At 66.3% G+C, this 21936-nt stretch carries 17 protein-coding genes; 11 read left to right on the top strand and 6 right to left on the bottom strand.

Annotated elements, in window-relative coordinates; all coding sequences use genetic code 11:
• Positions 1–42 precede the first annotated feature (42 nt).
• Both APT63_12235 and APT63_12230 read left to right on the top strand, forming a co-directional pair.
• Positions 43–420 carry a hypothetical protein gene (locus APT63_12235; protein ID AMA46327.1) on the top strand — a complete coding sequence of 126 codons (378 nt, stop codon included), beginning with the start codon at positions 43–45 and terminating at the stop codon, positions 418–420.
• A 36-nt stretch (positions 421–456) separates the two neighbouring features.
• Positions 457–1038 (top strand): flavin reductase, encoded by a 582-nt coding sequence (locus APT63_12230; GenBank protein AMA46326.1) that lies wholly within the window; start codon positions 457–459, stop codon positions 1036–1038.
• Between the two features lie 10 nt (positions 1039–1048).
• Here APT63_12230 and APT63_12225 read toward each other — a convergent pair whose 3' ends face one another.
• A complete protein-coding gene (locus APT63_12225) occupies positions 1049–1447 on the bottom strand; it encodes a hypothetical protein (GenBank protein AMA46325.1) in 399 nt (132 codons plus the stop codon).
• Between the two features lie 157 nt (positions 1448–1604).
• Here APT63_12225 and APT63_12220 point away from each other — a divergent pair, with 157 nt between their 5' ends.
• Complete coding sequence (locus APT63_12220; protein AMA47881.1) at positions 1605–4118, top strand: hybrid sensor histidine kinase/response regulator; 2514 nt, start codon at positions 1605–1607, stop codon at positions 4116–4118.
• Here APT63_12220 and APT63_12215 read toward each other — a convergent pair.
• Positions 4115–6277, bottom strand: a complete 2163-nt coding sequence (locus tag APT63_12215; GenBank protein ID AMA47880.1) for a hybrid sensor histidine kinase/response regulator — start codon at positions 6275–6277, stop codon at positions 4115–4117. The two genes, APT63_12220 and APT63_12215, sit on opposite strands and share 4 nt — an antisense overlap.
• Before the next feature lie 510 nt (positions 6278–6787).
• On the opposite strand from APT63_12215, the gene APT63_12210 reads away from it, so the two are divergent.
• Positions 6788–8758 carry a choline transporter gene (locus tag APT63_12210; protein AMA46324.1) on the top strand — a complete coding sequence of 657 codons (1971 nt, stop codon included), beginning with the start codon at positions 6788–6790 and terminating at the stop codon, positions 8756–8758.
• Positions 8759–9488: 730 nt separating this feature from the next.
• On the opposite strand, the gene APT63_12205 is transcribed toward APT63_12210, so the two are convergent.
• Positions 9489–10328, bottom strand: coding sequence for a glutathione-dependent disulfide-bond oxidoreductase (locus tag APT63_12205; protein ID AMA46323.1), 840 nt, complete (start codon positions 10326–10328; stop codon positions 9489–9491).
• A gap of 220 nt (positions 10329–10548) precedes the next feature.
• Here APT63_12205 and APT63_12200 point away from each other — a divergent pair, with 220 nt between their 5' ends.
• From APT63_12200 to APT63_12175, 6 genes are read left to right on the top strand one after another with little or no spacing between them, the layout of a single operon-like run.
• Entirely contained in the window at positions 10549–11394 is an 846-nt protein-coding gene (locus APT63_12200) for a polyvinylalcohol dehydrogenase (protein AMA46322.1), read from the top strand.
• A 4-nt stretch (positions 11395–11398) separates the two neighbouring features.
• A complete protein-coding gene (locus APT63_12195; protein AMA46321.1) occupies positions 11399–11761 on the top strand; it encodes an anti-anti-sigma factor in 363 nt (120 codons plus the stop codon).
• The gene (locus APT63_12190; protein ID AMA46320.1) at positions 11758–12162 is read left to right on the top strand and encodes an anti-sigma regulatory factor; all 405 of its coding nucleotides are present in this window, start codon (positions 11758–11760) and stop codon (positions 12160–12162) included. The genes APT63_12195 and APT63_12190 overlap by 4 nt, the downstream gene beginning before the upstream one ends.
• Entirely contained in the window at positions 12159–13169 is a 1011-nt protein-coding gene (locus tag APT63_12185; protein ID AMA47879.1) for a transcriptional regulator, read from the top strand. Before APT63_12190 ends, APT63_12185 begins: the two co-directional genes overlap by 4 nt.
• A complete protein-coding gene (locus tag APT63_12180; protein AMA46319.1) occupies positions 13162–14034 on the top strand; it encodes a histidine kinase in 873 nt (290 codons plus the stop codon). Before APT63_12185 ends, APT63_12180 begins: the two co-directional genes overlap by 8 nt.
• Positions 14024–15970, top strand: coding sequence for a hybrid sensor histidine kinase/response regulator (locus tag APT63_12175; protein ID AMA46318.1), 1947 nt, complete (start codon positions 14024–14026; stop codon positions 15968–15970). The genes APT63_12180 and APT63_12175 overlap by 11 nt, the downstream gene beginning before the upstream one ends.
• Positions 15971–16055: 85 nt before the next feature.
• Here the strand turns inward: APT63_12175 and APT63_12170 are convergent, their stop codons facing one another.
• From APT63_12170 to APT63_12160, 3 genes are read right to left on the bottom strand one after another with little or no spacing between them, the layout of a single operon-like run.
• The gene (locus APT63_12170; GenBank protein ID AMA46317.1) at positions 16056–16625 is read right to left on the bottom strand and encodes a molybdenum cofactor guanylyltransferase; all 570 of its coding nucleotides are present in this window, start codon (positions 16623–16625) and stop codon (positions 16056–16058) included.
• 60 nt (positions 16626–16685) lie between these two features.
• Positions 16686–19811 carry an acriflavine resistance protein B gene (locus APT63_12165; GenBank protein ID AMA46316.1) on the bottom strand — a complete coding sequence of 1042 codons (3126 nt, stop codon included), beginning with the start codon at positions 19809–19811 and terminating at the stop codon, positions 16686–16688.
• 10 nt (positions 19812–19821) lie between these two features.
• Positions 19822–20982, bottom strand: coding sequence for an efflux transporter periplasmic adaptor subunit (locus APT63_12160; protein AMA47878.1), 1161 nt, complete (start codon positions 20980–20982; stop codon positions 19822–19824).
• A 247-nt stretch (positions 20983–21229) separates the two neighbouring features.
• Between APT63_12160 and APT63_12155 the strand changes: the two genes are divergently transcribed.
• Positions 21230–21931, top strand: coding sequence for a two-component system response regulator (locus APT63_12155; protein ID AMA46315.1), 702 nt, complete (start codon positions 21230–21232; stop codon positions 21929–21931).
• Positions 21932–21936: the final 5 nt, after the last annotated feature.

Below are 21936 nucleotides of genomic sequence, written 5' to 3'. Positions count from 1 at the left end.
CAAGGTCGTATGGCCAATCCTGTCGAATATCTAGGTTTTGAAATGAGTGAAGATGCACAAGATGTCGTACTGATCGTCGAGGACGAGGAGGCGATCCGCATGATCTTGCGCGATTACCTCGCCGGCGAGGGGTATCACGTGCTGGTGGCGGAAAACGGCGAACAGGCGTTCGCCATTCTGGCGAGCAAGCCGCACCTCGATCTGATGGTCACCGATTTCCGTCTGCCGGGCGGTATTTCGGGCGTGGAGATTGCCGAACCTGCGGTCAAGCTGCGGCCTGACCTGAAGGTGATCTTCATCAGCGGCTACCCGGCCGAGATCCTCGAATCCAATAGCCCGATCACCCGCAAGGCGCCGATCCTGGCCAAGCCGTTCGACCTCGACACCTTGCGCAGCAAGATCCACGACCAGTTGCGCTGACGCCACGGCGCCTGAACGACACGCAGGGCACGAACGATGAACGAACATGTCCAGCCGGTAGCGCTGGAAAAAGCCTACCGCCTGCTCAACCATGGCCCGACCGTGCTGGTCTCGGCCCGGCACGACGGTGTCGACAACGTCATGGCCGCTGCCTGGGCCTGCGCCCTGGACTTCGATCCGCCGAAGGTCACCATCGTGCTCGACAAGATCGCCCACACGCGCGCCCTGGTCGAAGCCAGCGGTTGGCTGGCGATCCAGGTGCCCACGGTCGGTCAGGCGGCGTTGACGCATCGGGTCGGTACGCAGAGCCTGCTCGACCGACCTGACAAACTGGCCTCCAGTGGCGTGACGCTGCACACCCTGGAAGGGTATCCGGTGCCCCTGGTCGACGGCTGTTCGGCGTGGCTGATGTGCCGAGTGATCGACGAGCCCCACAATCAGCAGGCCTACGACCTGTTCATCGTCGAAGTGGTGGCGGCCTGGGCCGACGACCGAGCGTTCCGCGACGGGCACTGGTTGTTCGGGCAGGCTTCACCGGACTGGCGCAGCCTGCACTACGTCGCAGGCGGGCAATTCTATGCCATTGGTGAGCCCGTGGTGATCGACCCCCAGGGTTGAATCGACGGGCCTAGAGGGCGCTGACGCCGACCTTGGCAACCTCGGCGTCCTGCGCCGCCTGCACGCCCGATACGCCGATCGCGCCGATGACTAGGCCGTCGACCAGCACCGGCACGCCGCCTTCGAGCGAAGTCAGGTGAGGCGCGGTCACGAAAGCGGTGCGACCCTCGTTGACCATGCGCTCGTACTGGACCGTCTCACGTCGGCCGAGGGCGGCGCTGCGCGCTTTCTCCAAGGCGATGTAGGCGCTGGCCGGGGCGCAGCCGTCGAGCCGGTCCAGGGCCAGGGGGTGGCCGCCATCGTCGACGATGGCGATGCACACCGGCCAGTGATGGTCGTCGGCATGCTGTCGGGCGGCCTGCAGCATGCGCGCGATGTCCTTGTGATCCAGTACTGATTTACTGTGCATGACCTACTCCGTGTCGCAGGAAAAGAAAGGCAGTATCGCACCCATGACGATCTGCCGCACGGCAGCGTGCGGACAGATTGAACGTCCGGCCAACAATGCGCTCCTATGCTCAGACGGCAACCAGATGCCCAGACTGAAGCACACCGGGCACGCTGACATGACACGATCCTTCGCCCCAGACATGAACCGCACCGACCATGAACAACCGGGCTTCCTGCGCCATGGCGGCGAGGTCGCGCGCTTGCTGTGCCATCAGGATCCCCTGGCGACGCCCCTGGGCGCGCCGCGGGACTGGCCCATGGCGCTCAAGACCGTCATGGCCACGTTGCTGCCGTCCAAGGCGCAGATCGTGCTGTTCTGGGGGCCTGAGTATCTCGCGCTGTACAACGACGCCTACGCACCTACCATCGGCGCCAAGCACCCGCACGCCCTGGGCCGTCCGGCGATCGAGCACTGGCGAGAGCTGTGGGACGACCTCGAGCCTTTGCTGCGGGGCGTGCGCGAGACCGGCGAGACGTTCGCGGCCACGGATCGTCCGTTCTACATCGAGCGCCATGGGCTGGGTGAGACGGCCTGGTTCGATGTGTCGTATTCGGCCGTGCACGATGAGCACGGCGAGGTCGGCGGGGTGCTGTGCATCGTCACCGAAACCACCGAGCGGGTGCAGTTCCAGCGGCGCCAGGCCTCGCTGTTGGCGCTGGGCCGGCTGCTGCCCACGCTCAGCGACCCTGAGCAGATCCAGCGGGCAGGGCTGTGCCAGTTGGGCGCAGACCTGGAGGCCGCACGCCTGAGCCTGCTCCAATGCGACGAGGGTGGTGCGGCCTGGCACGTGTGCGAGGCATGGACCGAGGCAGCTGCGTGGCCTGCGGATGTTCCGCTGTGCCCATCGCTGGACCCTGCGACGCTCGAGGCCTTGCATCAGGATCGTGTGGTGCAGGATCAGGTGATCAGCCAGGGGCACCGCGCAACCGCCTTGTACGTGCCGATCATCCGTGCCGAGGGCCTGGAGGCCTTGCTCGTGGTGCACCTGCGTGACCTGCGGCTGGTGCGCGAGCAGGAAGTGCAGTTGCTCGACGAGGCGGGCAAGCACCTGTGGGCAGCCGTCGTGCATGCGCGCGCCGAGCAGGCGCTCAAGGCCAGTTCCGCCCAGCTGGCGGCCATGTTCGAGCAGGCCAGCGCGGGCATCGTCCTGTGCGACCGCGTTTGGACCATCACCCGTGCCAACGACCGCTACTGCGACATGCTGGGGCGCACGCGCGCCGATGTGCTCGGTACCCGTCTTCAGGACCTGCCCGATGCCTGGATGACCGATCTGGGCACCACCCGACACGCAGGCCCCCGCCAGGTCACCCGCTGCGTGCTGCGTCCCGACGGTCAACCGGTGTGGGTGCAGTTGCAGGTCACCCGGCTGCTGCACGAGCAGGACAAACTGGCCGGCATGCTGTGCATGTGCATCGACGTCACCGCGCGCGTCCAGGCCCAGGCCGAACTGCTGGCCCTGAACGAGAGCCTGGAAGAGCGCGTGGCCAGTGCATTGGCCGAACGCGAAGCGACCCTGGCCGAATTGCACGAGACCCGCAAGATGGAGATGGTCGGTCAATTGACCGGCGGCATCGCCCACGACTTCAACAACATGCTCACGCCCATCATCGCTTCCCTGGAACTGCTGCGCCTTCGTCATGACGATCCGCGCAGCGCCCGGCTGGCCGACGGCGCGCTGCAAGCTGCCGACCGTGCCCGCACCCTGGTCGGTCGCCTGTTGAGTTTCGCCCAGCGCCAGACGCTCAAGCCCCAGCCGGTTTCCCTGGCGGCGCTCATCGGCGACATGCGCGAGCTGATCGGACGCTCTCTGGGGCCGACCATCGAGATCGGCCTGGCCATCGATGCCTGCCTGCCGTCGGTGACCGTCGATCCGCATCAGCTGGAACTGGCCATCCTGAACCTGGTGGTCAACGCACGGGATGCCATGCCCCAGGGTGGCCGGCTGACCCTCAGCGCAGGCCTGGAGGCCCGTACGGCAGAAGGCACGCCGAGTGTCTGGCTGCGGGTGGCCGATACGGGAGTCGGCATGAGCGATGAAGTGCTCGCCCGCTGCATGGAGCCGTTCTACTCCACCAAGACCGTCGGCAAGAGCACGGGCCTGGGTCTGCCGATGGTACAGGGCCTGGCCTTGCAGTCGCAGGGCGACTTCAGCATCCGCTCCTCGCTAGGGCAGGGCACCGAGGTCATCATCTGGTTGCCGGCCAGCCACACCGAGTGCGCCACGGCCTGCGAGCCCTCGAGCGAGACGCCCATGGCCCGACAGGCGATCCGGGTGCTGCTGGTCGATGACGAAGACATCGTGCGACACGCCACCGGCCTGCAGCTGCGCACCTTGGGGTACGACGTCACCGATGTCGCCAGTGCGGCCGGCGCCCGTGCGCTGATCGAGCAAGGACTGGAGGTGGACGTGCTGGTCACCGACCACATCATGCCGGACATGACTGGCGCACGCCTGGCCTGCCTGCTGCGTCGGCAACGGCCTGAACTGCCGGTGCTGATCATCACCGGCTACGCCAACCTGTCACCCGACGAACTGCAGGACTTCGCCATCCTGCGCAAGCCGTTCCGCCGGGCGGAGCTGGCGCAGAGCCTGGCGCGCCTGACCAGCGCCCTGTCGGTCACGTCCTAGGCATCGAGCCGATCCAGGGCTCTCTCCAGCATCCCGCAGACCTGTTCGGCCGAATACGGCTTGGCGATGAACGGGAAGCCCTGTACGCCGCGCTCGGCAATGACGTCGCTGTAGCCCGAGGTCAGGATCACCGGCATCCGGGGGTAACGCTGGCGGATCGCCGTGGCCAGCGCCAAGCCATTCATGCCTGGCATCATCACATCCGAAAAGACCACGCTCACGTCGGTGGCGTGGTCGGCCAGCCGCTCGAGGGCCGCCTCGCCATTGCGTGCCCAACTGACCTGATAACCATGGTCCTGGAGAATCTGCTCGGCGAAGCTGCCGATGTCCACATTGTCCTCGACGACCAGTACATGAGGGCGCGTGGCGTGTCTGGCGGCCGGCTGGACGGCCTCATGGGGCACCTGCGCCGGGGGCTCGGGCTGCGCGACCTGGGGCAGGTACACGGTGAACGTCGTGTGCTGGCCAGGCTCGCTGAACACCTGCACTTCGCCGCCCGACTGTTTGGCGAAGCCGAAGACCTGTGACAGGCCAAGGCCGGTGCCCTGACCGGAGGCCTTGGTGGTGAAGAAGGGGTCGAAGATGCGCTCGAGCAGCTCGGGGGCGATGCCGGTGCCGGTGTCGATCACCGAAATGGCCGCAAAGTGACCCGGCAGAGAGGGTTGCCCTTGTACGCTGGGAATGGCCTGGTCGGGGTGCAGGCACAAGCGCAGTACCCCTTCGCCGCCCATGGCGTCGCGGGCGTTGAGCACCAGGTTGACGATGGCGGTCTCCAGCTGCGCTAGGTCGGCATGGATGTGACAGGGAGTCTCGGGCAGCTCCAGTTCGACGTGCAGGCGCGCGCCGGTGGCGGTGTCGAGCATGTCGGCGATCGCTGCCAGGCGCGGTGCCGCGGCGAAGGTTTCCGGCACCAGCGCCTGGCGCCGCGCGAACGCCAGCAGTTGGCCGGTCAGCTTGGCGCCGCGGTCGACCGAGTCGGCCATGGTCTTGATGTAGCGTGTACGCCGGACCTCGTCGAGGTCCGGCCGCTGGAGAAAGTGGATCGACGAACGAATGATGGTCAACAGGTTGTTGAAGTCGTGCGCGACCCCGCCGGTCAACTGGCCGATGGCTTCGAGCTTCTGCGACTGGCGCAGGGCGGCCTCGGCATGTTGCAGCTGCGCGGTGCGCTCGCCGACGCGCTGTTCGAGGGTGGCGTTGAGGGTGGCCAGGGCCGTGGCCGCCGCGCGGGCTTCGGCGAAGGACTGGACGCGCTGGATGTGCGCCCAGCAGCGCTCGGTGACTTCGCGGATCAACGCCTGCTCGTAGACGCTCCAGCGCCGCGGCAGGCGGTCGTTGACGGCCATCAGCGCGATCAGTCGACCGTCCTTGAACAGCGGCATGCACACCGAGGCGCAGACGCCGATCTGCTGGTAGGAGACGTAGTCCGCAGGCGGCAATTCATCGGGGGCATTGATGACCAGTGGCGCGCCCGCCTGCAGACGGCTCATCGCCAGGCTGCCGAAGTGCGACAGGTGGTAGCGCCCCACCAGACGCGGTGCATCGTCCGCGACCCAGTCGCCATCGATGCTGAAACTGTCCTGGTCGGGGTCCACCATGCCATAGCCGCAGCTGGACAGGTTCAGGTGCTCGCCGAGCATGCGTGTGGTGATGGCCATGATCAGGGCCGGGTCCGTGGCGCTGGCGACGGCGCGGCCCAAGGTGTCGAGAAAATGCAGGCGCTGGTTGGCAAGCACCGTGGCGGTCGTCTCGGTGACGGTGTCGAGCAGGCCGACCACCTGACCTTCGTGGTCACGGATAGGACTGTAACAAAACGTGAAATACGCACGTTCGGGACTGCCGCTGCGGTCGATGGTCAGCGGGAAATCCTCGATGTAGAAGGCTTCGCCTTGCAGGGTGCGCCGAGCCATGTCGCCAATGTCGTTCCAGGCCTCTTCCCACACCAGGCTGAACGGCCGGCCAAGGGCAGAAGGCTTGTCGCCGAGGATGGTGGCGAAGGCATCGTTGTGGAACGTCAGCAGGTTCGGGCCCCACAGCACGGCCTGGGGAAAGCGGGAGGCCAGGCAGAGTGCCAGGGTGGTCTTGAGCGTGTCGGGCCAATATTCGAGTGGCCCGAGCGGTGACTCGGTCCACACGTGATTCGCGATGCGGTCTGCCATGAAACCGCCGCCTTCCAGCCATCGTGCCCTGTACATCGTGATTCCCGTTCGTTCAATCATCTGCTGACCAGGCCATAGGGTGCACCGAGAGACCGGCGCAAGGCGAGTGATTTTCGTCGGAGACAGGGGTGTCAGTTACGCGTTCGCCTGCCCTAGTCCAGGTATCGGCAGAGGTCTGCTGAGCGTGCCCCTGCCTGTGCGCGACCCGTTGTCGCAGGCGGATAGTGCGCTGGGCAATCGGGGCCACGGGCGTTGCTCGCGCCTTGCGACGTTCCTGCCGGTGGTCTATCGACGTGTCCTGTGTTTTCATGCCACCCCCTCGGGAGGCCACGGATGTGGTGAATCGTACCCAGGGCAACGCACGCTCATCGTTGTCGAGCGGCTCTGCAGTCCGTGCATCAGACGTCGTCCACCGTCCCGCTTCCTGGGGGCGAACGTCCTGCCACGCCGTCGGTCGGAGTGTTAGCGCAAGCATAAAGCGTTGCCGTCGCATCAAGGAGTTGCCTATTAATGAATAAGAAGAACGAACCCGCTGAACTTGCCAAAGTCAACCCGCCGGTCTTCTGGATATCGGCGATCCTGCTACTGGTACTCGTGCTCTACGCCAGTCTGTTCCATACCCACGCGCAGGACCTGTTCGCCACGATCCAGGGCTGGATCATCACCAACGTCAGCTGGTTCTATATTCTCGCCGTCGCCGTGATCCTGGGCACCGTGGTGTTCCTGGCCCTCAGTCGCTATGGCGACATCAAGCTCGGTCCCGACCACAGCACTCCCGACTACAGCAGCACCACCTGGTTCGCCATGCTGTTCTCGGCCGGCATGGGCATCGGTCTGATGTTCTTCGGCGTCGCCGAGCCGGTGATGCACTTCGCCAAGCCGCCCTTCGGCGATGGCGGGACGGTCCAGGCAGCCGGTGAAGCCATGCGCATCACCTTCTTCCACTGGGGGCTGCACGCCTGGGCGATCTACGCCATCGTGGCGTTGATCCTGGGTTATTTCAGTTACCGGCACGGACTGCCGCTGACCTTGCGTTCAGCGCTCTATCCATTGATCGGCGAGCGCATCTACGGGCCGATCGGCCATGCCGTGGACATCTTCGCGATCATCGGCACGGTGCTGGGAGTGGCCACGTCTTTGGGCTTCGGTGTCGCGCAGATCAACACGGGTCTCAACGCCCTGTTCGGCATACCGGTGTCGACGCCGATCCAGATCGTGCTGATCATCGGGACCACGTTCCTGGCGACCTTGTCGGTGGTGTCCGGTCTGGACAAGGGCGTGCGCCGGCTGTCCGAGCTGAACCTGGGCCTGGCGGTGCTGCTGATGCTGATGGTGATCGTGCTCGGCCCGACCGTGCTGATTCTGCAGACCTTCGTGCAGAACACCGGTGGTTACCTGAGCGAGATCGTCAGCCGTACCCTGAACCTCTACGCTTATCAGCCCACTGACTGGATCGGCGGCTGGACCCTGTTCTACTGGGGCTGGTGGCTGGCCTGGTCGCCGTTCGTGGGGCTGTTCATCGCGCGGATTTCCCGTGGTCGCACCATTCGCGAATTCGTGACGGGCGTGCTGCTGGTACCGAGCGGTTTCACCTTGTTGTGGATGACCGTGTTCGGCAATACCGCCATCCACATGATCCTTGACCAAGGCCTGACGGACCTGGCCATGGCCGTGGACAAGGACACCTCGCTGGCGCTGTTCGCCTTCCTCGAGCATTTCCCGTTCGCGTCCGCCATCAGTACCCTGGCCATCGTCATGGTCGTGGTGTTCTTCGTCACCTCGGCAGACTCCGGCGCCATGGTGGTAGACATGATCGCGTCCAATGGCCAGGACAAGACGCCGGTACGCCAGCGCATCTTCTGGGCCTCGAGCATGGGCCTGGTGGCCATCGCGCTGCTGCTGGCCGACGGCCTGAAGGCGTTGCAGGCCGCCACCATCGCCAGTGCCTTGCCGTTCACCATTGCGCTGCTGTTCAGCATGCGGGGCCTGCTCAAGGCGCTCAAGCTCGACGCCACCAAGCGGGGCCTGCGTCACCAGGCCCTGGCCATCTCGCCGACGGCCTCGCGCAATGCCAGCAACTGGCAGCGCCGCCTGCGCACTTTGGCGATGTTCCCGCGCCGGTCGCACGTGCAGCGCTTCATCGCCGACGTGGGTCGCCCGGCCTGTGAATCGGTCGCCGAGGAATGGCGCCGTCAGGGGTACGAGTGCAGCGTGGACGAGGGCGAGGAGGGCAGCGTGATCCTCAAGGTCGGCCCGACCGACGACCCGTTCCTCTACGAAATCCGGCCCCATGCCTACGCCATGCCGAGCTTCGTGATGAGCGACACGCCCAATGAAGAGCGCAAGTACTTCCGTGCCGAAGTGCACCTGCGTGAAGGCGGTCAGGACCATGATGTGATGGGGTGGTCGAAGGACGAAGTGATCGGCGACATCCTCGACCACTTCGAACGGCACATGCATTACCTGCACCTGGTCGGGTGAGAGCATCCTGGCGAGTCGCCTGTACGGGGCTTGCCGGGAGAGTGTGAACACCTGCTCGGTGAATGTGGAGGGCCGCACGGAGGATTGCCCTGCGGCACTTCACCCAAGCATCGTGGTGTCGGGCTCTATGGCCCCTGCGAGGCCAATCGCGGCACTGGGGCCGCTCCCACAGGTGACCGCGATAGCCTGCAACCCTGCGGTGGGACTACGGGTGTGAGCGGCCCCTGCTGGGGCGCTGGACCGGCCGCGATTGGGCCCGCAGAGGCCACAAAGTCCTTAAGTTATTTGCTTTGAAATCAACAACATATTTCATGTTCTATGGGCGCTGGCTTGCCAGCGGTAGGGCCTGTGCATTCACCTCAGGGCTGGCAGGCCAGTGTTCAATCTGGCGGCCATGTGTCGGGTTTGCCACCGCTATCGCGGGCAAGCCCGCTCCCACAGGTGGCGGCGCCATCGTGCTGCTGCCTGCTTGAAATGGCTACCTGTGGGAGCTGGCTTGCCAGCGATGGGGCCTGTGCATTCACCTCTGAGCTGACAGGCCAATGTTCCCACAGGTGGCTGAGCCCTCGTGCTGCCGCCTGCTTGAAATGGGTACCTGTGGGAGCTGGCTTGCCAGCGATAGGGCCTGCGCATTCACCCCAGGGCTGACAGACCAGTGTTCAATCTGGCGGCCATGTGTCGGGTTTGCCACCGCCATCGCGGGCAAGCCGGCACTGCGGTCAACCGTCGGTCAATCCAGATCCGCTGCCGAGTGCCGCTCCGGCACCTGGCCGTCTTCCTCACCCCATACCCGGTTCACCCGCGTCCCTCGCTTGACCGCTGGACGCTCGGCGATGGTCTTGGCCCAGCGCTGCACGTTCGGGTACTCCTGCACCGACAGGAAGGTCGCCGCCCCATACAGGTTGCCCAGCACCAGTTGCCCGTACCAAGGCCAGACCGCGATGTCGGCGATGCTGTAGTCGTCACCGCCCAGGTAGGCGCTTTCGGCCAACCGCCGTTCCAGCACGTCCAGCTGACGCTTGGCCTCCATGCTGAAGCGATCGATGGCGTACTGGATCTTCTGCGGTGCATAGACATAGAAGTGCCCGAAGCCACCCCCCAGGTAAGGCGCCGAGCCCATCTGCCAGAACAGCCAGTTCAGGGTTTCGGTGCGTGCGGCAGGTTCGCGGGGCAGCAAGGCGCCGAACTTCTCTGCCAGGTACAGCAGGATCGAGCCGGACTCGAACACCCGCACCGGCGGTTCGACGCTGCGGTCGAGCAAGGCTGGAATCTTGGAATTGGGGTTCACGCCGACGAAACCACTGGAGAATTGATCGCCCTCGCCGATACGAATGAGCCAGGCATCGTACTCGGCCTCTGCATGTCCCAGGGCGAGCAGCTCTTCCAAGGCGATGGTGACCTTCACGCCATTGGGGGTGGCCAGCGAATACAACTGCAAGGGGTGCTTGCCAGTCGGCAGCGGCTTGTCGTGGGTCGGGCCTGCCACGGCGCGGTTGGTGCTGGCGAACTTGCCATCGGGCGAGGAGGGCGCTTTCCAGACGCGTGGGGGAACGTAGTCGGTGTCGCTCATGCAATCGGTCTCCTGTGATCGAAAAAGGTCGCGTGAAACGGTGGACCGCACAGGTATGACATGGGTTCGTGCGCAGCGGCAAACCGTTGTGCCGTAGGTTAAGATGGCCCGATGCAATTATTTAACCGCGTACACAACTAATTCGTGGCGCGGTGGTCACTGTCAGCACGTTGGCCCATGCCCATTGGCAGGGACCACCCCCATCATTCAGGAGCGCACCATGGCAGTACTGCACGACAGCACGTTGCACACCCTCAAGCAGCACCAGGCGCAACTGTTGAACGACTGGATCGCCGACCTCGACACCCGCGGTGCGACGCGCAACCTGCGGGAACACGACGTCCGCCAGCAGACCACCGAGTTTCTGCAACTGCTGCTCGATGGCCTGAGCGGTGACGCCGATGTCGGCTCCGTCCATTGGGAGCAGACGCGGCGCTTCCTCGACAAGCTTTCGGCGTCGCGCGCGCAGCAAGGGCATGACTCGCATCAGGCCGCCTCGTTCATCTTCGCCCTGAAGGGCCCGCTGTTCGGCCTGCTGCAGCAAGCCCTGCGCGATCAGCCCAACGAGCTGGCCAGCCAGCTGCTCAGCGTGTCGGAGCTGCTCGACAGCCTTGGCCTGCACACCCTGCGGACCTACCAGAAATCCCGCGAGGGCGTGATCAAGCGCCAGCAGGAAGAGCTGCTCGAACTGTCGACGCCGGTCGTCAAACTGTGGGACGGCGTGCTCGCCCTGCCGCTGATCGGCACCCTCGACTCGCAGCGCAGCCAGACCGTGATGGAGTCGCTGCTCCAGCGCATCGTCGACACCGGTGCGGAAATTGCCATCATCGACATCACCGGCGTGCCCACGGTCGATACCTTGGTTGCCCAGCACCTGCTCAAGACCGTCACGGCCATCCGCCTGATGGGCGCCGATGCGATCATCAGTGGCGTGCGGCCGCAGATTGCCCAGACCATCGTGCACCTGGGGCTGGACCTCGGTGCCCTGACCACCAAGGCCAGCCTGGCCGATGCCCTGAAGCTGGCGCTCAGCCGCCTGGGCGTCGACATCGGCAAGCGAGCGTAACGGCATGGAGCGCATCCCGATCTTGCAGATGGGCGAGTTCCTGCTGGTGACCATCCAGGTTGACATGTACGACCAGCTGGCATTGCGCCTGCAGGACGACCTGAGCGAGCGCATCAGTGCAACCGGCGCCCGTGGCGTGCTGATCGACATCTCCGCCCTGGACATGGTCGATTCGTTCATCGGCCGAATGATTGCCAACATCTCTGCGCTGGCCCGCATCATGGACGCCGAGACCATGGTGGTGGGCATGCAGCCTGCGGTGGCCATCACCCTGGTCGAACTGGGCCTGACCTTGCCCGGTGTGAGCACGGCATTGAACGTCGAGCGCGGCATGGCGCAGCTGCGCCTGCGGGTGAACGCGCGATGAGGGTGCGCGACAGCGGAACGCTGCCGGTGCGCCTCGAGCAGGACGTGGTATTGGCCCGGCAACTGGTGCGCAAGCTGGCCAGCGAGGCCGGCATGCGCCTGGTCGACCTGACCAAGCTGGTGACGGCGGTCAGTGAGCTGGCCCGCAACACGGTCGTCTACGGCGGTGGTGGCGACATGGACTGGAGCGTGCTGGAGGATGGCGTGCAGGTAGGGGTGCGCCTGTTGTTCCGCGACGAAGGCCCCGGCATTCCCGACCTCAAGCTGGCCATGACCGACGGCTGGACCTCGGGCAACGGCATGGGCCTGGGGCTGACCGGCGCACGTCGCCTGGTCGATGAATTCGAACTGGACACCACGCCCGGCGAGGGCACTCGGATCACGATCACCCGATGGACATGATCATTTCGGCTTCACTGACCCAGGTGCTGGTGATCGACGACGACAGTCAGGTCGGTCATGCCCGGCGCAGCGTCCAGCGTCTGGCCGAGCAGCAGGGGTTCGACGAGACGGACGCCGGACGCGCCGCGCTGGTCGTCACCGAACTGGCCACCAACCTGCTCAAGCATGCAGGGCAAGGCGTGCTGCACGTGCGCACGCTGCCCGGACCTTCAGCCAGCGGCCTCGAGTTATTGGCCATCGACCATGGCCAAGGGTTCGACGCCGCCGTGTGCATGACCGATGGCTACTCCACCTGTGGCACCCAAGGCCTGGGCCTGGGCAGCATCTCGCGCCTGACACAGGTCTGCGACCACTACAGCGACGCCCGTGGCACCGTGGTGCTGGCGCGTCTGTACCCTCGGACCGGCGCCTGTGTCGATCTGCGTTTCGGCGTCAGCCAGCATTCGCTGCACGATGACCCGGCGTGTGGCGATACCTGGTCGCTGGCATTGACCGAACAGGGCATCGCCGCGCTGGTCATCGATGGCCTGGGCCACGGCGAGGATGCCGAACAGGCGGCGCGCGCGGGTGCCGACGTGTTCGAGGCCGCGCCGTTCGCCGACCTTCAGGTCGCGATCGGTGCGATGCACCAGGCCATGACCGGTACCCGTGGCGGCGCCGTGGCCCTGGCCCGCTACGAGCGGGCCCAGCGGCGCTTCAGCTTCGCCGGTATCGGCAACATCAGCGCCAGCCTGATCGAGGGCACCCGTAGCCAAGGGCTGGCCTCGCACCCCGGGATCGTCGGCGGGCACTACCGCAAGGTGCATGTGTTCGATTACGCTGAGCCCAGCGCGCGCTGGCTGATCCTGCACAGCGATGGTTTGCAGTCGCGCTGGAACCTCAACGACTACCCTGGCCTGGTGCATTGCCATCCGGCCGTGATCGCTGCCGTGTTGCACCGCGACTTCTGCCGAGGACGCGATGACGTGACCGTACTGATCATCGACCTGGAGAGCCCTCATGGCTGAGCCCTGCGCGAACGCCACCGAACAGGCCGCGCTGAACCAGCGCCTGCTGGCCGAGAACGAGGCCCTGCGCGCCGAGCTCGACGAGACCAACCAGGGCGTGCTGGCGCTCTATGCCGAGCTGGATACCCAGGCCGAGCAGCTGCGCCAGGCCTCGGACCTCAAGAGCCGCTTCCTGTCCTACATGAGCCACGAGTTTCGCACGCCCCTGGGCTCGATCCTGAGCATCACCAGCCTGCTGGCCGACGAACTCGACGGGCCGTTGAGCGCCGAGCAGCACAAGCAGGTGGCCTTCATCAGCAACGCCTCGCGCGAGCTGAGCGACATGGTCGACGACCTGCTCGACCTGGCCAAGATCGAGGCGGGGCGCATCACCATCTCGCCCGCCTGGTTCGACATGTTCGACCTGTTCGCCGCCTTGCGCGGGATGTTCCGGCCGATCGTCGACACCAAGGCGGTCGACCTGATCTTCGAAGAGCCCGTGGGCTTGCCCCGGCTGTACACCGACGACAAGAAGCTGGCGCAGATCCTGCGCAACTTCATTTCCAACGCGGTGAAATTCACCGTGCGCGGGGAAGTGCGCATCTCGGCCCAACTCGAGGGCGCCGACAAAGTGCGCTTCGCCGTCAGCGATACCGGCATCGGCATTGCCCAAGAGCTGCATGGCACCCTGTTCGAGGACTTCGCCCAGGTCGATTCGCCCTTGCAGAAGAAACTGCGCGGTACCGGCCTGGGGCTGTCGCTGTGCAAGCAGTTCGCCGCCCTGCTCGGGGGCAGCGTCAGGGTCGAAAGCGTGCCCGGCGTCGGCTCGACCTTCTCGGTGATCATCCCGTTGGCGCTGGCCCAGGAGAGCGACGATGGTCTCTGACGTTCGCCTGCTGATCGTCGACGACAACGCCGCTACCCGTTACGCCTTGCGTCGTCGACTGGACCAGCACGGCTACCAGATCCTTGAGGCGGCCACCGGCACCGAGGGCCTGGCGCTGCTCGACAGCCAGCCGATCGATGCCCTGATCCTGGACGTCAACCTGCCGGACATGAGCGGTTTCGACATCGTGCGCCGCCTGCGCGCCGACAGCCGGACCGCGCTGCTGCCCGTGATCCATGTGTCGGCCGCCTCGATCATGACCGGCGACATCATCACCGGCCTGAACGCTGGCGCCGACGCCTACCTGGTGCACCCGGTGGACACGGACGTGCTGCTGGCGACCTTGCGCACGCTGTTGCGGGTGCGTGATACCGAACGCGCACTGCGTGAAAGCGAAGCGCGCTTTCGGGAGATCTTCACCCACGTCTCGGCACCGATCGCCGTGCTCGACGCCGACTTCAAGGTGCACGAGTGCAACGAAGCCTTCGCCGAGATGATCCAGGACAACCACGGCCATGAACGCCTCGAGGCCTGCTTTGCTCCAGGCCAGGCTGCCGTGCTGGACGACTTTCGCGCGCACCTGGTGCAAGGCACGCGCTGGAAGGGCACCCTGGTAATGAACGTGCAGGGCGAACGGCGTGATGCCGAATGGCAGCTGTCGCCCTACCGTGAGCAGGGCCTGAGCCTGGCGTTCATCGAAGACGTCACCGAACACCGCCACCGCGAACGCTCGCACCTGGCCCGGCTCGATGACGCCACCACCCAGTTGGCCCATGAAGTGGCCGAGCGTGCGCGGACCGAGGCGCAGTTGCTGCAACTGCAGAAGATGGATGGCCTGGGGCGCCTGACCGGGGGGATCGCCCATGACTTCAACAATCTGCTCACCGGCATCATCACCAGCCTGGAGCTGATCCGCAAACGTCTGGCCGATGGCCGCAGCGAGCGGGTGCCGATGTACACCGAGGCCGCTTTGAACTCGGCCATGAGCGCCGCGGCCCTGACCCATCGCCTGTTGGCTTTCGCCCGTCAGCAACCGCTCGACACCCGGCCGGTGGACGTCAACGAACACGTGCAGTCGCTCGAAGAACTGCTGGGGCGCACCATTGGCGAACGGGTCGAACTCAGGTTGCAACTGAGCACGCAGCCGGTGGTGGCCCTGGTCGACCCGGTGCAGTTGGAAAGCGCGGTGCTCAATCTGGTCATCAACGCACGCGATGCCTTGCCCCGGGGTGGGCGGATCTGGGTCGAGACCGCGACCACCCGGGCGCTGGGCGATCCGAACCTGGTGGATGGCACCTACGTCACGGTGACCGTGCGCGATGATGGCACCGGGATCGATCCTGGGGTGCTGGACAAGGTCTTCGACCCGTTCTTCACCACCAAACCCTTGGGACAGGGCACCGGCCTGGGCTTGTCGACCATCTACGGCTTCGCCCGCCAGTCCGGCGGCCACGTGGCCATTCGCAGTACCATCGGGCGCGGCACCGAGGTGATGCTGATGCTGCCGGCCAGTGCGCAACCGGCGGCCGACGTGCGCGCCGAGCCGTTGCCCGATCGTCACGGAGCGGGCGAGCACGTGCTGATCGTCGAGGACATGGCCTCGGTGCGGCTGTCGGTGGCCGAAGTGCTGCGCGATGCCGGCTACCGCTGCACCTTGGCCGAGAGCGCGGCCCAGGCGTTGATGCACCTGGAAGCCGACGATAGCATCGACCTGCTGCTCACCGACGTCGGGTTGCCGGTGCTGAGCGGCCGCGAACTGGCCGACCGCGCCCGGGCCTTGCAGCCGACGTTGCCGGTGTTGTTCATGACCGGGTACGCCGAGACCGCCCTGGACCGCCAGGCGTTCCTGGGCGAGGGCATGGACATGCTGATCAAGCCGTTCCAGATCGGTGAGTTGCTGGAGAAGGTGGGGCAGGGTGTGGTGCGGGCGGGGTGAGGGTGCGCAGGGGCAGCGCGGTCGAGTTCGTCATGTCCGCAGCTGCCAAGGCGGGATGACGACGCCCGATCCGCACCCTGGTGTCCTACAACCATGCCGGGCTGTTGAAGTTATCCAGCCGCGCATCGCCCTCGGCACAATCCAGCGCCTGCACGGGCATCTGTCGCAGGATCCGCTGCAAGCTCCGCTCGCCCTGGGCCCAGGCCTGCTCAAGGCGAGGCAGCACCGTGCGCGGCAACACGCTGAACATCGGTTGCCAGTAGCCGCCCTGGCGCACCATGGCAGGCTGGTCATGGGCCACCGCCAGGCCCACCATGGCGTCGATCAATTGGCGGTCCAGGCGAGGCGTGTCGCAGGCCAGCAACACGGTCCAGGCGTGACGCGTGGCGGCCAGCCCGGCGATCACGCCAGCCAGCGGGCCCGGAAAGTCCGCCTCGGCATCGGCCACGCACCGATCGGCATAGGCGGCATACTGCACTGCGTTGCGGTTGCAGGAAATCACCAGGTCGTCGGTCAGCGGACGCACCACGCGATGCAGGTGCGCCACCAGCGGTTCTCCCTGCCACTCCACCAGCCCCTTGTCGCGACCGCCCATGCGCTGCCCGCGCCCTCCGGCGATGATCAGCACTGAGTAGGGGGGTAGGGCGGTGGACATGGGCGGGTTTCCTGGCACGGACTGCGCAAACCCTCCCATGTCAGGCGTGGCTTGTCCAGATCAGCGTTCAGCCTCCGGCGTCGCAGGGGCCGTGGCCGTGCGGCGGCGTTGCGCCAGGCGCGTCACCACCACGAAGAACACTGGCACGAAGACCACAGCGAGCGTGGCGCTGAGCATGCCGCCGATCACCCCGGTACCGATCGCCTGCTGGCTGGCCGAGCCGGCGCCCCCGGCGATGGCCAGGGGCACCACGCCGAGGATGAAGGCCAGCGAGGTCATCACGATCGGCCGCAGGCGCAGACGGGCCGCCTGGAGCGCGGCATCGACCGGGTCGTGGCCCTGGTCGAGCAGGTGCTTGGCGAACTCGATGATCAGGATGGCGTTCTTCGCCGACAGGCCGATCAAGGTGATCAACCCGACCTTGAAGAACACGTCGTTGGGCATCCCGCGCAGGCTCACCGCCAGCATGGCGCCGAGGATGCCGAGGGGCACCACCAGCAGCACCGCCGTCGGGATCGACCAGCTTTCGTACAGCGCCGCCAGGCACAGGAACACCACCAGCAGCGACAGGGCCATCAGCAGCGGCGCCTGGTTGCCGGACAGCCGCTCCTGCAACGACAGCCCCGTCCATTCCAGGCCCACCCCGGTCGGGAGCGTGGCCACCAGGCGTTCGATCTCGGCCATGGCCTGCCCCGAGCTCACCCCGGCCACCGGCTCGCCGGAGATCGAGACGGCCGGATAGCCGTTGTAGCGGGTCAGCTGCACCGGGCCGCTGACCCAGCGCGCCTGGACGAAGGCTGCCAGGGGCACCATCTTGCCGCTGGCATTGCGCACGTGGATCTTCAGCAGGTCTTCGACCTGACTGCGCTGGTCGCCTTCGGCCTGCACCACCACCCGCTGCATGCGCCCCTGGTTGGGGAAGTCGTTGACGTAGGTCGAGCCCACTGCCGTGTCGAGCACAGTGCCGATGTCGCTGAAGGCGATGCCCAGCGCATTGGCCTGACGGCGATCGATCTGCAGTTCGACCTGCGGGCTTTCGGCCAGCGATGCTTCGCGCACGTTGGTGAGCAGGGCGCTGTCCCCAGCCTGGGCCAGCAGGCTGTCGCGCGCCTGCATCAGTTGTTGGTAACCCAGGCCACCCCGGTCCTGCAGGCGGAATTCGAAACCGCCCGACTCACCCAGGCCATCGATCGGCGGCGGCAGCACCGAGAACGCGATCGCATCCTTCAACTGGCTGAACGCCTGGTTGGCACGGTCGGCGATGGCCTGGGCGCCGTCGTCCACGCCGCGTTCGGCCCAGTCCTTGAGGGTGGTGAACGCCAGCGCGGCGTTCTGGCCGCTGCCCGAGAAGCTGAACCCCAGGATCAGCGTGGTATTGCCCACGCCCGGCTCGCCGGCGTTGTGCGTCTCGATCTGTGCAGCCACCTGTTCGGTGCGCATCCGGCTGGCGCCCGGCGGTAGCTGGATGTCGGTGATGGTGTAGCCCTGGTCCTCGGTGGGCAGGAATGCGCTGGGCAACTGGCTGAAGCCGTACCCCAATACCCCGAGCAGCACCAGGTACACCAGCAGGTAGCGGCCCGTGCGCGCCAGGGCCTGGCCGACCCAGCGCTGGTAACCGCCGCTCAGGCGCTCGAAACCGCGGTTGAAGGCGCCGAACAGGCCGCGGCGGTGGCCATGGCCGCCGGCAGGAACCGGCTTGAGCAGGGTCGCGCACAGGGCCGGCGTGAGGCTCAGGGCGAGGAACGCCGAGAACAGGATCGACACCGCCATGGACACCGAGAACTGCTGGTAGATGATCCCCACCGAGCCCTTCATGAAGGCCATCGGCAGGAACACCGCCACCAGCACCAGGGTGATGCCGATGATCGCGCCGCTGATCTGGCCCATGGCCTTGCGCGTCGCCTCCCGCGGGCCGAGGCCTTCCTCGGCCATGATGCGCTCGACGTTCTCCACCACCACGATGGCATCGTCGACCAGGATGCCGATGGCCAGCACCATGCCGAACAGCGTCAGCACGTTGACCGAGAACCCCAGCGCCAGCATCAGGGCGAAGGTACCAGCCAGGGCCACGGGTACGACCAAGGTGGGGATGAGCGTGTAGCGCAGGTTCTGCAGGAACAGGTACATCACCGCGAACACCAGCACCATGGCCTCGAACAGGGTCATGATCACCTGCTTGATCGAGGCCTTGACGAAGGGCGACGTGTCGTAGGGGATGTCGTACTTCACGCCCGCCGGAAACTGGCGCGACAGCTGCTCCAGCGTCTCGCGCACCCGTGTCGCGGTCTCCATGGCGTTGGCGCCGGGCGACAGCTGCACGGCGAAGGCGCTGGAAGGCTTGCCGTTCAGGCGCGTGCCGTACTGGTATTCCTGCGCGCCGATCTCGACACGGGCGACATCGCCCAGGGTCACCACGGACCCGTCGGGGTTGGCCCGCAGCACGATCGCGGCGAACTCGGCCGGGTCGCTCAATTGCCCTTTGACGATGACGTTGGCGGTGATTTCCTGGGTTGGCCGACCTGGCAGGTCACCGATGCTGCCGGGCGCCACCTGGGCGTTCTGCGCAGTGATGGCGTCGACCACGTCGGTGGGCGTCAGGCCCAGGCCGATCAGCTTGCGCGGATCGATCCAGACCCGCATGGCCCGTTCCGAGCCGTACAGCTGCGCCTTGCCGACGCCTTCGAGACGACGCACTTCGTTCATCACGTTGCGTGCCAGGTAGTCGCTCAGGGCGATCTCGTCCAGACGGCCGTCCGCGGAGGTCAAGGTCGCCAGCAGCAGGAAACCGGTGGAGACCTTCTCCACCTGCAGGCCTTGCTGGGTCACCGGGCGTGGCAGGCGTGACTCCACCACCTTCAGGCGGTTCTGCACGTCGACCTGGGCCAGGTCGGGGTTGGTGCCCGGCGCGAAGCTGACCTTGATGGTCGCGCTGCCCAGGCTGCTCTGCGACTCGAAGTACAGCAGGTGGTCGGCGCCGTTGAGTTCCTGTTCGATCAGGCTGACCACGCTCTCGTCCAGGGTCGCCGCCGAGGCGCCTGGATAGACGGCATAGATCTCGATCTGCGGCGGCGCCACGTCAGGGTACTGGGCCACGGGCAACTGCGGCAGGGCCAGGGCACCGGCCAGCAGGATGAACAGCGCGACCACCCAGGCGAACACCGGACGGTCGATGAAGAAATTCGGCATGTTCAGGTCCTCATGGCGCGGTGGCGGCGGACGCCGATGACGTCGGCTCGCTGGCGATCTGCACGCGATCGCCGGACTTGACGTGTTGCAGGCCTTCGAGCACCACGCGTTCGCCGGCCTTCAGGCCCTCGAGCACTACCCAGCGGTCGCCCTGGGCGCTGCCCAGCACCAGCGTCCGTTCGCTGACGCGATCGTCGCCGTCCACGACCAGCACCTTCGGTACCCCGGCGCTGTCGCGCAGGATCGCACGCTGGGCCACGCTCAGGCCCTGGGGCTGGACCGCCTGGGCCAGGCGAACGCGCACGTAGCCGCCTGGCAGCAGGTCCAGGTCGGGGTTGGGGAACGCGCTGCGCAAGGTCACCTGCTGGGTACTGGGGTCAACCTGCAGGTCGGTGAACAGCAGCGTGCCGCTGTGCGGGTAGACGCTGCCGTCGGGCTGTACCAGCGTGACCGTGGCCACCGCATCGTTCGCTTTGCGCAGTTCGCCATCCCGCAGCGCCTGGCGCAGCGCGGTCAGCTCGCCGAGCGACTGGGTGACATCGGCATGGATCGGGTCGAGCTGCTGAATGGTCGCCAGCGGTGTGGTCTCGCCCTGGCCGACCAGGGCGCCCTCGGTGACCTGGGCACGCCCGATGCGCCCGGCGATCGGGGCGGTGACGGTGGCATAGCCCAGGTTCAGCCGGGCCCGCTCCGACGCCGCCTTGGCCTCGGCCACAGCCGCGTCGGCCTGCATCAGGGTGGCGCGGGCATTGTCGTACTCCTGCCGACTGATCGCTTCGACCTCGCTCAGCTCGGCGTAACGCCGCGCCTGCAGACGCGCCTGGTAGCGTGTGGCTTCGGCGCGCTTGACGGCGGCCTGGGCGCTGTCGAGGTCGGCCTTGAACGGCGCCGGGTCGATGCGGAACAGCACGTCGCCTGCCTTGACGTCACTGCCCTCGCGGTACACCTGCTCGAGCACCACGCCGGCCACCCGTGCCCGCACCTCGGCGACCCGGGGCGCGCGCAGACGCCCGTTGAGTTCGCTGCTGATGGCCAGCGGCTGGGTGTGAAGGGTTTCGACGCGTACCTCGGCAGGCGGCGTCGGCGGCGTCGGCTCGGCGGCGTCGTCGCAACCGGTCAGCCACAGCAGGGCCGACAGGGCCACGGCGCAGGCGCGCAAGGTGCAAGGCAAGGGCAACATAGAGAGGGTCCGAAAAAGGGTCATGCCAATCGCCGCACAACGCGGCGCGAAGGGTTGCAGGCAGTGGCGCGTCGGTGACCCTGCGCCACCTGCCTGGGCAACGCTGCCATGCTACGTCACTGGGCCCGGTCAGGCCTGTGAACCTCTGTAGGTCATGTGTGAAAAAGTGTGAAGAAATATCCGGTACAGCGGTAGGATTCTTTATCCTGCCTGCCTTCGACGCCATGTGATCGCCCCCATGTCCACTCTGCTCCTGGTCGAAGACGACAGCGCGCTGTCCGAACTGATCGCCCGTTACCTGCACCGCAACGGCTTCCAGGTCCGCTGCCTGGCCCGCGGCGACCAGGTGCTGGACGACGTACGCCGCGACCCGCCCGATCTGGTCATTCTCGACCTCATGCTGCCAGGGCTCGACGGTCTGCAGGTGTGTCGCCAGCTGCGCCAGGCCTCGCAGAGCCTGCCGATCCTCATGCTGACTGCCCAGGACGACAGCCATGACCAGGTGCTGGGGCTCGAGCTGGGCGCCGACGACTACGTGACCAAGCCGTGCGAGCCACGGGTCCTGCTGGCGCGCGTGCGCACCTTGTTGCGCCGCAGCAGCCTTCACGAGCCTCGTCAGGACCCGACGCGCATCGTCATCGGCGGTCTGTGCCTGGACCTGACCGAGCGCCACGTGACCTGGGGCGGTGTCGCGGTGGAGCTGTCACGGGGCGAGTTCGACCTGTTGGTGGTGCTGGCCCGGCATGCCGGTGAAGTGCTCAGCCGTGACCGCATTCTCCAGCAGCTGCGCGGGATCGAGTTCAACGGCACCGACCGCTCGGTGGACGTGGCGATTTCCAAATTGCGCCGCCGTTTCGATGACAATGCCGAGGAAGCGCGCAAGATCAAGACGGTGTGGGGCAAGGGCTATCTGTTCAGCCGTAGCGAGTGGGAGTGCTGATCGAC

Source organism: Pseudomonas monteilii (assembly GCA_001534745.1).
GTDB classification, from domain to species: domain Bacteria; phylum Pseudomonadota; class Gammaproteobacteria; order Pseudomonadales; family Pseudomonadaceae; genus Aquipseudomonas; species Aquipseudomonas alabamensis.
This window is presented reverse-complemented; position numbering and strand designations above follow the sequence as displayed.